Origin of the sequence: Demetria terragena DSM 11295 (genome assembly GCF_000376825.1) — a bacterium.
GTDB classification, from domain to species: domain Bacteria; phylum Actinomycetota; class Actinomycetes; order Actinomycetales; family Dermatophilaceae; genus Demetria; species Demetria terragena.
This window is the reverse complement of the sequence record NZ_AQXW01000004.1, coordinates 2,285,350-2,299,580: the sequence shown is the minus strand read 5'-3', so window position 1 is coordinate 2,299,580 and position 14,231 is coordinate 2,285,350. Positions and strand designations below refer to the sequence as shown.

General features: G+C 65.9%; 14 protein-coding genes and 1 tRNA gene. 7 read left to right on the top strand and 8 right to left on the bottom strand.

Annotated features, from left to right (window positions below):
* Position 1: 1 nt before the first annotated feature.
* Positions 2-577, bottom strand: a complete 576-nt coding sequence (locus tag F562_RS0115365; RefSeq protein WP_018157859.1) for a TetR/AcrR family transcriptional regulator — start codon at positions 575-577, stop codon at positions 2-4.
* Between the two features lie 153 nt (positions 578-730).
* Here F562_RS0115365 and F562_RS0115360 point away from each other — a divergent pair, with 153 nt between their 5' ends.
* Both F562_RS0115360 and F562_RS20660 read left to right on the top strand, forming a co-directional pair.
* Complete coding sequence (locus F562_RS0115360) at positions 731-1,666, top strand: NAD(P)H-binding protein (protein WP_018157858.1); 936 nt, start codon at positions 731-733, stop codon at positions 1,664-1,666.
* Positions 1,644-2,144, top strand: a complete 501-nt coding sequence (locus tag F562_RS20660; RefSeq protein WP_026181317.1) for a GtrA family protein — start codon at positions 1,644-1,646, stop codon at positions 2,142-2,144. The genes F562_RS0115360 and F562_RS20660 overlap by 23 nt, the downstream gene beginning before the upstream one ends.
* Here F562_RS20660 and F562_RS0115350 read toward each other — a convergent pair.
* A tRNA-Ser gene (locus tag F562_RS0115350) sits at positions 2,123-2,216 on the bottom strand. The genes F562_RS20660 and F562_RS0115350 overlap by 22 nt on opposite strands.
* 255 nt (positions 2,217-2,471) lie before the next feature.
* On the opposite strand from F562_RS0115350, the gene F562_RS19535 reads away from it, so the two are divergent.
* A complete protein-coding gene (locus F562_RS19535; protein ID WP_018157856.1) occupies positions 2,472-4,031 on the top strand; it encodes an LCP family protein in 1,560 nt (519 codons plus the stop codon).
* 24 nt (positions 4,032-4,055) lie between these two features.
* Entirely contained in the window at positions 4,056-5,963 is a 1,908-nt protein-coding gene (locus tag F562_RS20390; RefSeq protein WP_018157855.1) for a penicillin-binding transpeptidase domain-containing protein, read from the top strand.
* Between the two features lie 81 nt (positions 5,964-6,044).
* Here F562_RS20390 and F562_RS0115330 read toward each other — a convergent pair whose 3' ends face one another.
* From F562_RS0115330 to F562_RS0115305, 6 genes are all read right to left on the bottom strand, one after another.
* Complete coding sequence (locus F562_RS0115330; RefSeq protein ID WP_018157854.1) at positions 6,045-6,248, bottom strand: cold-shock protein; 204 nt, start codon at positions 6,246-6,248, stop codon at positions 6,045-6,047.
* A gap of 223 nt (positions 6,249-6,471) precedes the next feature.
* Positions 6,472-7,395 (bottom strand): Gfo/Idh/MocA family protein, encoded by a 924-nt coding sequence (locus F562_RS19525; RefSeq protein ID WP_018157853.1) that lies wholly within the window; start codon positions 7,393-7,395, stop codon positions 6,472-6,474.
* Positions 7,392-8,540: an ROK family transcriptional regulator gene (locus tag F562_RS0115320; protein ID WP_018157852.1), complete on the bottom strand. Its 1,149-nt coding sequence runs from the start codon at positions 8,538-8,540 to the stop codon at positions 7,392-7,394. Before F562_RS0115320 ends, F562_RS19525 begins: the two co-directional genes overlap by 4 nt.
* A 6-nt stretch (positions 8,541-8,546) precedes the next feature.
* Complete coding sequence (locus tag F562_RS0115315; RefSeq protein WP_018157851.1) at positions 8,547-9,413, bottom strand: carbohydrate ABC transporter permease; 867 nt, start codon at positions 9,411-9,413, stop codon at positions 8,547-8,549.
* The gene (locus tag F562_RS0115310) at positions 9,410-10,330 is read right to left on the bottom strand and encodes a carbohydrate ABC transporter permease (RefSeq protein WP_018157850.1); all 921 of its coding nucleotides are present in this window, start codon (positions 10,328-10,330) and stop codon (positions 9,410-9,412) included. The genes F562_RS0115315 and F562_RS0115310 overlap by 4 nt, the downstream gene beginning before the upstream one ends.
* Positions 10,330-11,736 carry an ABC transporter substrate-binding protein gene (locus tag F562_RS0115305; protein WP_026181316.1) on the bottom strand — a complete coding sequence of 469 codons (1,407 nt, stop codon included), beginning with the start codon at positions 11,734-11,736 and terminating at the stop codon, positions 10,330-10,332. Before F562_RS0115305 ends, F562_RS0115310 begins: the two co-directional genes overlap by 1 nt.
* Positions 11,737-11,844: 108 nt before the next feature.
* Between F562_RS0115305 and F562_RS21325 the strand changes: the two genes are divergently transcribed.
* The 3 genes from F562_RS21325 to F562_RS0115290 are packed head-to-tail and all read left to right on the top strand — an operon-like array spanning position 11,845 to position 14,089.
* A complete protein-coding gene (locus F562_RS21325; RefSeq protein WP_018157848.1) occupies positions 11,845-11,967 on the top strand; it encodes a hypothetical protein in 123 nt (40 codons plus the stop codon).
* A complete protein-coding gene (locus F562_RS0115295) occupies positions 11,964-12,776 on the top strand; it encodes a sugar phosphate isomerase/epimerase family protein (protein WP_018157847.1) in 813 nt (270 codons plus the stop codon). Before F562_RS21325 ends, F562_RS0115295 begins: the two co-directional genes overlap by 4 nt.
* Before the next feature lie 5 nt (positions 12,777-12,781).
* Entirely contained in the window at positions 12,782-14,089 is a 1,308-nt protein-coding gene (locus tag F562_RS0115290; protein WP_211206463.1) for an MGH1-like glycoside hydrolase domain-containing protein, read from the top strand.
* Positions 14,090-14,231 lie beyond the last annotated feature (142 nt).

Sequence of the window (14,231 nt, the reverse complement as noted above, 5' to 3'; positions counted from 1 at the left end):
CTCAGTCGCTGCAGATGCCATGCAGGACAAAGCCGGTCCGGCGGTCGTAGTCGGCGCGCTCTGGCCTGGCCCCATGCTTCAACGCGAGCGCGTTGTCCACGACGAGCGCGTGCAGATCTGCCTCGCCGACCTGCGGGTGCAGCGCTCCGGCGGCCCGCCCATCGGCAATGAGCTCGGCATTCATCTCTCCCGCGGCTCGACAAATGTCCATCAGCTGAGCTGAGTGCGGATAGGCCTGCAGCAGCACGTCATTGGCCGCTGGGCGGTCATATTGCAGGTCGCGCATTGCGGTGACGTAGTGCACGATGCGCTCGCGCGGTTCGGGAAGGGACCGCGTGTGCGCAACGATACGGTCCATCTCGACTGCCACGATCTGGTCGACCACCGTCTCGATAAGTCCGACTCGACCACCGAACCGGTTGAAGATCGTCGCCTTGCTCACGCCCGCGGCAGCAGCGACCTCCTCCAGCGGCACCGAGAGCCCACGGTCACGAAAAACACTGAGCGCGGCCTCCCGAATCTGTGCGGTGTTGCGGCGGGCGTCGGCGCGCAGCACGGGCGCAGGCTCCTGCCTCATGTGACCTCCTTCGCGACTCGAGCCTAAGTTGACTCGAGCAGTCAGTTTACCTACCGTGGCCAGATCTCCTAACTTGACTCATCAGGTCAAGTTAGGTCAGCCCCCTCATCGGTCGACTCGTCGAGCCGACTCGTCCCTTCGAAAGGAACCCTCATGATCGTGGTCACCGGCGCCACCGGCGCGCTCAACGGCGTCACTGTCGAGCACCTTCTCCGTCGCCTCCCAGCGAATGAGGTCGGGGTCAGCGTGCGGGACGCCACCCGCGCGCAGCACCTCGCCGACCAGGGCGTACGCGTCCGCACCGGAAGTTATGACGATCCCGATGCCCTGCGCGCGTCCTTCGAGGGCGCCACTCAGGTGCTTTTGGTCTCGTCCAATGACATGGACGCGAATGTCGCGGACCAGCACCGGCGAGCCATCGATGCCGCCGTCGCGGCGGGCGCGCAGCGAATCCTGTTCACCAGCCAGCACGGCGCAGGCTTTGACTCGCCCTATCCCGGGTCGGCCCTGGCCGCCGATGCCGAGGCCCACCTGGCCACCTCGGGCGTCGCGTGGACGGCACTGCGCAACGGCTTCTTCGGCGACCTAAGCCAGTTGCTCGGGCCGTGGCAGAAGACCGGCGTCATCGCCAAACCCGCCGACGGTCCGTTTTCATGGACGTCTCGGGTTGACGCGGGCGAGGCTGCCGCCGCCATCCTGACCAGCGAGGATGCCTTCGAGGGGCCCATTGACCTCACCGCACCAATCGCCGTAACCCTGGCCGACTTCGCCGCCATCGGCTCCGAACTCACGGGGCGCACGATCGAACGAGTCGTCCTCGGCGACGAGGAGTGGGTGGCCAGCGAGATCGCTGCGGGCATCCCCGAGGCTGCGGCCCGCTTCAGCCTCGCGATGTTCCAGGCAAGCCGCAGCGGTCATTTCGCGGCCATGAGCCCGGCGCTGAGCGAGCTCCTCGGTCGAGCCCCTCGGTCTGCTGCAGAACTCATGGCCGAGCAGGCCGGCGGTGCGCCTGGGCCCCACGGGCTCGTACGCTCCGAAGATCGACCGCCCCCTTCCCGGGAAGACCATGCCCAGATCTCACGACCCTGATCGACGCGCCGTCCTGCGCGGCCAGTTGGTGCGCTTTGCCATCGTCGGGGTCGGGAGCACGGTCCTGGCCACGGCACTGTTCTGGCTATTTGCGCACCTCTTGGATCATCACCAGGTCGCCAGCGCCCTCTCGCTGGTGCTGAGCACCATCGCAAACACCGCCGTGAATCGTCGCTTCAGTTTTGGGGTGACCGGACGCGAGGGTCACTGGCAGGTTCAGCTCAAAGCGCTCGTTCTGCTGGCGATGACGCTGGGCGTGACGGCATTGGCCCTGGCCGTGCTGGAGTGGATGGCCCCGCAGGCCGACACTGTCGCGGCCGTGGTGGCTTTCACCGTGGGCAACCTCATCGCCACCGTGGTGCGCTTCGTTCTTTTGCGGCGCTGGCTGAGCACCTCACCTGCCGCGTCGCAAACAAGCGTGCCCCCGACCGAGAACGGCCGGGGGCACGAAGTGCATGGCGGAGGCGGAGGGATTTGAACCCTCGATGGGGTTGTAGCCCCAAACCCGCTTAGCAGGCGGGCGCCATAGACCAGACTAGGCGACGCCTCCATACGCAAGCGTGCGCCAGGCTACCTGCGCACCGGAGCACCCACCAAACTGAGGCACGTACGGCAACCTCCCAGGGTCGTGTGGCGTCCTAGAGGTGAGGAATAAGCCTCGATTGACCACTCCGCACTTTGGTTAGAAGCACAACATCCCGGTATCATTTAGGTCACGATCGGGTTGCGGGCACATCCATCGCGCGATCTGGTTCCGAACGGCGGGTCAAGACCGACCCGACCGTCAACAAAGAAAGCATGGTCCATGCCGCAGCATCCTGCGACACCTCCGCAGCGGGGGCAGAACCGACCGCGGTCAGAGACTCCGGAGTCGCGTGCGGACCGTCGGTCCCGCGAGATCCAGAACGCACACGACGTACGCAACGCCTACCGGTTCACCGGTATTAGCGCCCTGCTTCCTGGGCTCGGCTTGGTGTTTACCCGGCGTCGCACCCTCGGCCTGATCATGAGTTTGGCCGCGGTGGTGGTTCTGCTCCTCGCGGCCTACTCCCTGCTCAGTGGCGGCGTGATCTCCGGAGCGGCGCGCTTCCTCACCGCACGCGGCCTGTTCATCCTGCTCACGCTCTTCGTCGTCGGCGGTTTGCTGTGGGTCCTGGGGATCATGCTCACCGCGCAGGAGACCCGCAAAGACGGATGGTCCATGCGCACGGTGTGGTGGCATCGCGGCTTCGCGGCCCTGTTGTGCCTTGTCGTGGCCACGCCGGCCGCCATCGGCGCGAACTATGTCCTCATCACCCGGGACGCCTTCAGTCGCATGTCACAGGACCGCTTCGAGGGGCGCGGCGGCACGTCAAACCTCCCGGCCCAGGGCGGTGAAGATCCGTGGCGGAACGTACCGCGCGTCAACATGCTGCTGATCGGCTCCGACGCTGGCGCGGGACGCTTCAAGATCCGGGCCGACACGGTGATGTTCGTCAGCATCGACACTCGGTCGGGTGACACCACGCTCGTGAGCCTTCCGCGCAACCTTCAGAACGTGCCCTTCCCCAAGGACAACCCCCTCCATAAGAAATACCCCGACGGCTATAACTGCGGCAACGAATGCATCCTGGATGCGGTCTGGACCGAGGCTGGCGTCAACGAGCGCGAGTTGTTCCCCAAGAACGAGAAGAACCCGGGTCTCAACACCACCCGCGAGGTCGTCGAGGAAGTCGTCGGGCAGCCGATCGACTACACCACCGTGGTCAACCTGCAGGGCTTTGAGCAACTCGTCAACGCCATCGGCGGGGTCCGGGTCAACGTGCCTGAAAAACTCCCCATCGGCGGCAAGGTCGAAAACGGGGTTGTCATTCCAGGCAGCATCAAGGGCTACCTCAAGCCGGGAGATCGCAAGCTCAATGGCTACGACGCGCTGTGGTACGCCCGCTCCCGCGCCTTGTCCAGTGATTACGACCGAACCCGCCGTCAGCGCTGCATGGTCAATGCCCTGGTCAGTCAGGCCAGTCCGACCACCTTGCTTCAGAAATTCCCCGGAATCATGAGCGCGGCCGGTGACAACATCACCTTCGACATCCCGCAGGACTATCTGCCTGCGTTCGCGACCCTCGCGCAGACGATGAAAAAGGGCAATATGCGCAGCGTCAACCTTTCGCCGCCGACGATCAACACCGGCAACCCGGACTACGACAAGATCCGTACGCTCGTGAAGAAGGGCATCGAAACCCCGCACGACAGCAAGGCGCCAAAGTCGAAGGGCTCAGCGAAACCCAAGCCAAAGCCCAAGGCCAAAGCCACGACCGATGCGGCAGAGCCGTCAACGTCAACCAGCGAGAAGCCGATCGACGACACTAGGGCATCCTGCTAGTACCTTTCGCCGACAGGAGCGCACATGGCTGGTAGGACCGTCCTCACCGCGATATCGGCCGGCGTGATCCTGGCCGGCGGCATCGGTGGCTACATGGTGGTGTCCGACCACCGCGCCGACTCCGCCTCCGACGACGCGGCCCGCTCCGCGGCGCAACAACTGGCCACCGCCTGGAGCAAGGGCAAGGTGCAGGATGCGCGCTTCCTCGGATCCTCTGGGACGGCCGCCGCGGAGAACTTCAAGACCGCCACCGGCGCACTCGGCGACGGCCCGGTGGCTGTGAAAGTCGGCACCGTGAACCGCGATGGCAAGACGGCGGTCGCAGATCTGCAGGTTCGGTGGACCCTGCGCGACGGCAAGACCTTCGCATGGACCGACCCGGTGTCTCTTCAAGAAGCCGAGGGCGGATGGGGCGTCAAAGTTCGTGAAAACGTCTCGCTCTGGCATCCCAAGCTTCCCGCGAACGGCAGTTTCGCCGTGCAGTCAGCGTCCGCCGAGCGTGGGGAAATCCTGGGCAAGGACAACGCCAAGATCATGGCGAACCGTCCCGTGTACGACATCGCGCTGGACCCGGCCAAGGCCACCGCCGCCAGTGCTACGTCATTGCAGGGCATCGTGGGCCAATCCGACCTCGCCGCTCAACTCAAAGCCGCTCAGGGCAAAAAGAGCACAGCTCTCATCTCGGTCATCACCTACCGCGAGGCGGATTACCAAGCCAAGGAAAATCAGATCTCGGCGCTGACCGGTGTGGTGGTCAATAAGCGGCAACAGCCTTTGGCCGCGACGCGTACCTTCGGCCAACCACTGCTCGGCACCGTCGGCCCCGTCACCGCCGAAATGGTTGAGAAGGACCGAAAACTCCGGCCAGACACAGTCGTGGGACGCTCGGGTCTGCAGGCCCAGTTCAACAGCCTGCTGGCGCCAACGGGCGGGCTCACGGTCACCGTCGCGGGCAACAGCGACGAGGTACTTCACGGAACGAAGTCCACCGCCGGCAAAGACCTACGGACAACGCTGGATCCCAGCGTTCAGACCGCCGCTGAGAAGGCGCTGGCCGCAGCCGGTGACAGTTCCCCTGCGGCGATCGTCGCCCTCGACGTGAAGTCCGGGAATGTGCTCGCGGTCGCAAACTCGCCATCCTCAGGCATCAACCGGGCCTTGACCGGGCGGTATCAGCCGGGCTCGACCCTGAAGGTCTCCACGACGTACGCACTCCTCACCGACGGGTTCGCGTCCAGCGAGAAGGTGCCTTGCCCGCCCAGCATCGTGGTCGACGGTCGCCGGATCGGAAACTTCGAGCAGGAAACCCTGCCCGATGACTCGACCTTCGTGGACTCCTTCGCCCACTCGTGCAACACCGCCTTTGTCCAGGCCGGCACCCAACTGAGCCCGAACGCGATGACCAAGGCCGCCGCGGACCTTGGCATCGGAGTCGACTGGACCAAGCAACTCGGCGTGAGCGCCTTTACCGGCTCCGTCCCGCCGACCGAGGGCGAGGTCGATCACGCGGCCACTACGTTCGGCCAGGCCCGCACCCTCGCCTCACCGATGTCGATCGCGGTGATGACTGGCTCGGTAGCCAGAGGCAGCATGATCCCGCCCCAGCTCATCGTGGGGGCTGGCGGTGAACGCACGCCAAAACCGTTGAACACGACAGCCACCGCAGACATCAAAACCATGATGCGCAAGGTCGTGACCGAGGGCACGGGGAAGGTGCTCAACGGCACCCCCGGGGGCGATGTCTACGCCAAGACCGGCACCGCCGAGTTCACCGGCGAAGGCGGCAAACCGGTCTCCCGTGCCTGGTTGACTGGTTGGCAGGGCGATGTGGCGTTCGCCGTCTTGGTCGAAGATGTCCCCCGCGGCAGCGGTGGCGGAGACAAGGCGGCGCCTGTGGCTAAGGACTTCCTCAGCGAACTCGCGAAGCGCTGACCTCTCTCGCGGAAACCCGACATACGAAAAGGCCCCGCACCGTGAGGTGCGGGGCCTTGACGTTGAGTTTCTGGTCGAGACTCAGATCGGTGCGACGTCGGAGGCCTGCGGCCCCTTGTCACCCTGGGTGATCTCGAACTCGACGCGCTGCTGCTCGTCGAGGCTGCGGTATCCCTGAGTCTGGATAGCGGAGTAGTGGACGAAAACGTCCGGGCCGCCGCCGTCCTGGGCAATGAATCCAAAGCCCTTCTCAGCGTTGAACCACTTAACGGTTCCCTGTGCCATTGGGTGTAACTCTCAATCTGTCTACATGATGGTCAAGGCCCCAGAATTGGGACCGGTTGCTAGATGAGGCACCCTGGGCCGTTTCCGACCCTGAACGTACTCGTGCCCGCCTTCGCGAGCCATTCGACACTCAAGGAACTGCAACTGCAACCAGCAAGACGGTAGCACGGTCTGGGTGAACAGTCGGGAGACGGACGGCGATTGATTGGTGCAACCTGCTCAATCAGCCGTTCACTTCGATCTGGTTGCCCTCGCGGGCAGAGCGTTCGATGGCGTCGATGACCTGCGACATCTGTAGCGCTCGGTCGACATCAACGGTGACGGATGAGCCGGTGCGTACGGTCGCAGCGAACTCGTCTCGGATCCGGTTCCACGTGTGCTGGTGCTCGATCTCCGCCGCGTTGAAGTGCAGGTGCCCGCCGTCGGAGTAGACCTCGACATCGGTCAGTGGGCGGTCAATTCGGATCGCCCCGGACATCGCGACCTGCCCGACCACTCCGGACTCATGCCGGGTCGTCACCGCGCAGTAGGCGCCGTCGGCGGGTTCGAAGCGGACCGCGGTGATTGGTCCGGCCGCCAACTCGACCAGGTCCAGCAGGTGGGGCCCGAGATCACGCAGTGCGCCGTGCTCGGCCAGTCGCCAGGTGTCAGCACCGATGCTCCCGCCCGGGAGGAACCCAGAATGGAAGAACCGCGCCGTGAGCCCCAACACCCGACTGGAGGCCCGCAATTCGGCCGCCGCAGCGATGAACTCCTCGGTCCGGGGGTGGAATCGCTTGGCCATCGCGACGATGGCGGGGACACCAGCCGTACGCACCGCACCGGCCACCCGCTCCGCCTCGGCTAGCGTCAGACCAAGCGGCTTTTCTAACATCAACGCCTTGCCTGCCTCCGCAGCCTGGACCGCCACCTGCGCCTGCACGTCGGGCGGGACCGCGAAGTCGACCGCCTCGCACCGCTCGAACAACTCGTCGAGACTGGCGCACGCAGGGACCCCGAAGTCGGCGGCGATCGCCGCCGTCTTGTGCGGATCTCGCCCCCAGATCCCGGCCAGCCGGGTCGGACCGTCGCCGGAATGCAGCGGAGCGTGGACGCGCCGGGCGTGGTAGCCGGTGCCCACCAGGCCGATGCGGACGGGTGTGGTCATGGAAGTCTCCTGTTGACGGCGTCGGCGGACAACTCGGCGTGCAAAACCTGTTGGGCCATGCCGACCAGCCCGGCATCGTGCCCTAGCGCGGCCAGGTCGATCGTCAGATGCCGGGTCGCTCGCGGCAAGGCGGCGGGGTACAGCGACTCGCGGATGCCGCTCAGCAGAGCGGCCGAGGCAAGGTCTCCGCCAATCAGCATCGTGCCCGGGTTGATCATGGTCACGACCGTGGCCAGCACCCGACCGATGATCCGCCCGGCCTCTCGCGTCATCCGGGTCGCCGCCGGATCACCGTGGGCGAGTAACTCACGTACGTCCCGCCCGGAGTCAACCTCTCGCCCCTCGTCGCGTAAGCGGCTGGCGAGCGCCCGCCCGGACGCCACGGCTGCCAGGCAGCCGGTGGCCCCACAACGGCACACCCGGTCCTCAGCCTCCGGGACCCGAATGTGCCCGATATCGCCAGCGGCTCCGTCGTGGCCGCGGAAGATCTCTCCGTTTATCATCATGCCCGCGCCGATTCCGGTCGAGACCTTGACCAACAGGAGCGCGGCCGACGGCGCGTCCATGGCGGTGTATTCACCGGCCGCCATCGCGTCGGCGTCGTTGCGCACCACGACCGGCACCTGCCGATCAACGTGGTGCGTCATCGTCTCCGCGATGGGGAAGGCGTCCCAGCCCGGGAGGATCGGCGGGTCGCTCAGCCGTTCGGTGACCGGGTCCACCGGGCCGGGCACGCTGACGCCGACCCCCAGGAGTGGTCGGTCTGGCCCGCCCTCAAGCAGCCTCATCAACGGCTCGGTGACGCGGCTGAGGGTGCCTGCGGCACCGTCCCGTACGTCAATCTCGACCCGGGCGCGGGTCAGGATGGCGCCGCCTAGGTCGGTCAGTGCGAGGTCAGCGTGGGTGGTCTCGAGCGCCGCGACGGCGCACACGCCCGCGTCGGCGTTGAACGACAGTTGGGTGGCGCGGCGACCGCCGGTCGACCGAGCCTCGCCCGCCCCTGAGATCAGGCCGGCGTCGATGAGGGCGTCGACCCGCTGGGCCACCGTGACCCTGGAGAGCCCAGTGACTTCGGCGATCTGCGCACGCGTGTATGCCTGTCGCCGACGGATGAGGTCGAGCACCTCACCCGGTCCGAAACCCACCCGGCTTCACCCCTTATCGGCTCCGGCCGTCAGGCCTTCGGTCAACGCTCGCTCGGCCAGACCGTACAGCAGCACCACAGGCACGGTGAGCAGCACCGACCCGGCCATCAGGACGGTCTTGGAGACCTCGATGCCGTTAGACAGTTGGGTCAGCCCGAGCGAGACGGTCCAGGTATCCCGGTCGGTCACCAGGAACAGCAGTGCGAAGAGCAACTCGTTCCAGGCAATCATGAAGATGAACAACGCCGTCGACATGATCGTCGGCATCGCCAGGGGCACCGTGATGCGAGTCAGAGTGGTCCAACGGCTGGCGCCGTCCAGTGTGGCCGCCTCGTCGATCGACACCGGGATCGTCTCGAAGTAGGACCGCAGCATGTGGATCGACACCGGCACGGTCAGGGCGATGTAGACCAGCACCAGGCCAACCAACGACGTCCCGAGCCCGACCCTGGAGAATCCGACGAAGAGTGGGATGGCGATGACGATCGCGGGGAACAGGTAGACGGCTAGGAACAGTCCACCCATGAAGCGGCGACCGCGGAAACGCAGCCGCGCAACGGCGTACGCGCCCGGGATGACCACGAGCAAGGTCAGGACAGTGCAACCCACCGCGACGAGTGCCGAGTTGCGCATGAACTGCGCAAAGCCTTGGCCGCCATCGTCTTCACTGCGCAGCACCTCGGCGTAGGTCTCGGTCGTGAGTTGATCGAACGGAACCCACAGCCGCTCCGGATGCTGAAGCAACTGCTCGATCGGGACAAAGCTGAGCAGCACCATGTAGAAAAACGGGAACACGGTGATGAGTACGAGCCCGACGATAAGAACCCATCGCAGGACCGGCCACAGCCGCATCTCTAGGGCGTGCCGATTCACGACTGCTCCTTTCGTCCGAGGAAGCGCATGTAGGCCACCAGGAACAGGGCCAGGATTACTGCCAGCACCAGGGCGTTGGCGGCGGCGCCACCGATGTCGAGGTTCCCGGTGAGTTGGTCGTAGACCCGGACCGGCGCGATCTCGGTCCCGGCCGTACCACCGGTCAGCAGATAGACGTCGTCGAATTTGTTAAACGCCATGATGAGGCGCAGCAGTGCCAGCAGCGCGATAGTCGGCATGAGCTGCGGCAGCACCACGTGTCGGAAGGACTGGGACGGCGAAGCGCCATCGACCTTGGCAGCCTCCTCCACGTCGGCGGGCAGCGCCACCAACCGTGCGGTGAGGAACATGAAGGCAAACGGGAAGTAGCGCCAGACCTCGAACCCGATCACCGTCAACAGCGCGAACGGTTCTTGGCCGAGGAAGTCGATCGGCTCGTCCCACCCGAAGTACGTCGTGCCCCAGGAGTTGATCAGGCCGTACTGCGGGTTGAGCAGGACCTTCCAGACGAACGCAACTGCCACGACGGGCGCGACGTACGGCAGCAGCATCGCCGCTCGCATCAGTCCACGCCCGGGGAAGGGCCGCCGGAAGGCCAGCGCGGCGGCGAGCCCGAGCGCGATCGATCCGACGGTGGCACCGACCGAGTAAATGACCGTCGTCAGGAGTGAAGACCAGAACCCGCGGGAGGTGAGCACGCCGATCACGTTGTCGAGCGTGGGCGAGCCGGTCAGCCCCTCCTCGGCGATAGTCCGCAGCGAGCTGTCCTGGAAGGCGAGCACGACATTCCACAGGATCGGGACGATGATGATGATCCCGATGATGATCGTTGTGGGGGCGATCATCAGCAGCCCGTCGCGATTCTCCTGACGGGCGTTGGAGGACGGCGCTCGGCGCCGGAGAGACATCGTCGACATCAGTCGTTCGCCTCCTGGATCGTCACGACGTCCTGCTGCGCCGTTCGGGCGGCTCCCGTCGGGTTTAGCGCTCCCGACCCGAGTTCGCTGACCGTCTTGGAGATCGGCAGCTGCGAGCTCACCGGGCCGAGCAGGCCGCCCTGGCCCTCAGCGATGGCCCAGCGGTCGATGCGCTGCGCGACCGAGCCCAGCTGACTGATGGTCTGCGGGTCGTAGACCTCTGAAAGCGGCTTCTTGGTGTCGACACCCGCTTTGAGGTCAGCCCAGGCGTTGGTGAAGCGCTTGGGGTTGTCGGCGTCACCGGTGCGGACCGGGAACTTGCCCTCCGGGGCCATGCCCAGCCAGTCGGTGTAGCCCTCGGAGAGCATGTACCGCACCAGTTTGCTCGAGTCCGCGGCCTTCGCGCCTTCCATGATCGACCAGGACGTGACCTCGCCATAGGTCGTGCCTTGCGGTTTGTCCGGTCCGCCGATGGCGGTTACCACCCCGGAGTTCTTCGCGAGCCACTCCGGGTCGTCCTCGCACTGATCACAGGCGGGCGCGGCGTCGTTGCGTAGCCCGGCCAGCTCATCGAGGATGAAGGTCGACCAGATCGTCATGGCGGCGTCGCCGTTGAAATAGCTCGCGCGGGTGGAGTCCACGGACTGGGTTCCCTTAGGCGATCGCTTCGTGGCGAGCTCCCCGTAGAAATTCCAGGTCTCTTGGCAGGGCGGGGAGTTCAAGGCAACCTCGCCCTTGCCCGTGACGAGTTGACAGCCGTTGCTCAGGGCCATCGACTCGAACGTCTGCGTGGTGAACACATCGGCGGGATCGGTCGCCAAGGTGATTCCGAACCGGCCTTTGGTGTTCAGTTTTTGCGCGGCAGTGCGGATTGCGTCGTATGTCGTCGGCGGCTTCAGGCCCGCCTTGCGGAAGAGGTCCTTGCGGTAGATGAGGATTTGGGTCCACGCGTCGGAGGGCACCGCCAACTGCTGACTGCCGTCCCGAGTCAACTCCAGCGCGGACTTCTCGAAGGTTGTGGAGCCCAGGTCGGCTACGACCGACCCGCTGGTCTTGGTGTCGAGGAGACCCAGACCGTGCAGTTGCCGGACGTATGACAACGACAGCGAGCCGATGATGTCCGGCAGCGTGTCCGAGAGCACCGCAGACTGGATCAGGGAGGGCACTTGCGCTTCGTCGACGGCGACCAGTTCGACCTTGATCCCCGTTTTCTTGGTGAACTTTTTGAGATTGGCCTTGGTCGCGGCGACCCGGTCAGGCAGGTTCTCCAGGGACCAGACCACCAACGTGTCGGACTCTGTCTCGGACGCCGGGGCGCACGCGCCGGCCCCTGCCGCCACGCCCACCGCGAGTGCCACCGCCGCGGCTCGCCGTCGGCCAGCTCCGCTCCCATGGTCTCTTCTCATGTGCCGCCTCCTGTGTCGCGGATAGGTCGCACTTCGTCATGTCGCGGACCGCACGTTAGCACTTTTGCATATCAAGTATGCTGAAGTTGCACATCCTCCGATCATCAAATGGCCGTCCGCGGCCGGGAACGGACCAACGTCGTGACCAACGTCGTGCGCTTTTCCGCACCTCACCGCGTCGAGATCCTCGACGCTGAACCCGCTGCTTTCCAGGTGGTGCTGGCGGCGTGAGCGAGTTCACCAACCCGATCCTCGTCCAGGAGCAGCACGTCCCGGGGCGGGACGTCGAGGAGAAGTTCGCCGTCGCCCGATCATGGGGATTCGACGGTCTCGAACTGCGCGCGCAGGGCGACTTCTCTTTCGAGGCGCGCCTGCCGGAGTTGACGCGCGCTCGCGCCAACGGGGCCGTCATACCGACGGCCTGTGTCGAGATGTCGCACTTCGTCGGGGCCTTCGACCAGGGCCTAGCACGGGATGCCATCCGACAACTGACCTCCCAACTGTCGGTCATGGCGCAGATCGGCGGGGTCGGCGCGGTGACGCCCGCGTCCCATGGCATGTTCTCCCGACTGCTTCCGCCGTTCGAGCCGCCACGCTCCCCCGCAGGCGACCGCGCCCAGTTGATTGATGCCTTCGGTCAACTCGCTGAGCACGCCGCCGCCGTCGGCACGCTGATCCTGCTGAAGCCGCTGAATCGCTACGAGGATCACATGGTCAACACCCTTGCGCAGGGTGCAGACCTGTGCCGCGCGGTGGACAACCCGGCCTTCCGGCTGGTGGCCGATACCTTCCACCTGAACATCGAAGAAGCCGATCCTGCAGCGGCGCTCGGCGACACACTGGACCTCGTCGCGCACGTGCAGGCCTCCGATTCCAACGGGCTCGAGCCCGGCGCGGGACACGTGGACTGGGCGTTGGAGATGGCGACCCTGCGGGCAGGCGGCTACACCGGGCCAATCGCGGTCGAGTCACGACTGTCTGGCCCGGCGAAGGACGTGTTGCCGACGGCGCCTCCGATGCTGCGGCGGTACCTGCGATGACGGTCATGCCACCGAGCGCAATGCCGGAAGTCCGGGCGTCAATCGTCTTGCGCCGCAACTGGACTGGCGCATACACCGTGCCAGCGACCGGACTCTATCCCCACCAATGGAGCTGGGACTCAGCGTTCATCTCGATTGGGCTGCGGCACCTGTCGCCGCGTCGCGCGCAACGGGAACTCGACAGCCTGCTGTCGGGCCAGTGGGCCGACGGGCGGATCCCGCAGATCGTCTACGACACCCGCCGCGACGACGACTACGCGCCGAGCGCGGAGTTCTGGCGCTCGGCGGACCAGGCCGGAAGTCCGCCCGTGCCTACGACGGGGCTGATCCAGCCCCCGATCCACGCATGGGCGGTGTGGCTGGTCCACACCCAGGACCCGCAGGAGTCCGAGCGTCGCCGCTTCTTGGAGCGGGCATACCCCCGTTTGGTGGCGTGGCATCGCTATCTGCGGACACGGCGGGCGGCGGACACCGGCCTGGCGACGATCGTGCACCCCTGGGAGTCGGGGACGGACAACTCACCGTTGTGGGACGAGGCCCTCGCCGAGGTGCCCGCGACACCGCAGAGCCCATTGGAGCGGCCTGATCTGCGCCATGCGGCGGCAAGCGAGCGGCCGAGCGGACGGGAGTACGGCAAGTACTTCTGGCTCGCGGAGCGATATCGCGACCACGCGTGCGACGACGCCGACGTGGACCACCCATTTGTCGTCGAGGATCCGACGACCAATGCCCTCTGGGCGCGCTCGGAGATCGCGCTGGCCGACATCGCCGAGACCCTCGGCAAAGACGGCGCCCCGCACCGCGCCGAAGCGGGGCGCATCACGACCGCGATGGACATGCTGTGGTGCCCGGACTTCGGTGCGTACGGTGCACGCGACCGCCGCACTGGTGATGTCATCGAGAAGGCCACCGTCGGAGGTCTCCTGCCATTGCTCCTCCCGGCAGACGTCCTCGGTGAGTCGCGAGCAGCGACCTTGGTGGCCACACTGCAAGGCGAGCGGTTCCTCAGCATCGCGGGGATACGTCCGCCTGTGATGGCGCCCAGTTATGACGCCACGGCACCCGATCTGGACCCGGGCCTTTACTGGCGCGGGCCGGCGTGGTTCAACATGACGTGGCTGCTGCACGCCGGGCTGCGCGAGCACGGAGCACCCGACGTGATGCAGAGCGGCCTCGACGAGGCAGTCGACATCGCCTTGGCCGAGGACTTCCCCGAGTACGTCAACCCCTGGACGGGCGCGGGCCACGGCACGCGACAGTTCAGTTGGACCGCCGCGCTGATTCTCGATCTGCTACGACAGCGCGCGTCATGAAAGCCGACTGACGCGCGGTCTTCATCATTGGTGGGGGCCAGCACTAGGATCTCTGGTCGCGCCGTCCCGTATGGTGAGACAAGTTCCTCCTGGTTCATGGGTGCCCGCCACGAGGAGCCCGGGGCGAAAAGTCAGTGATTCA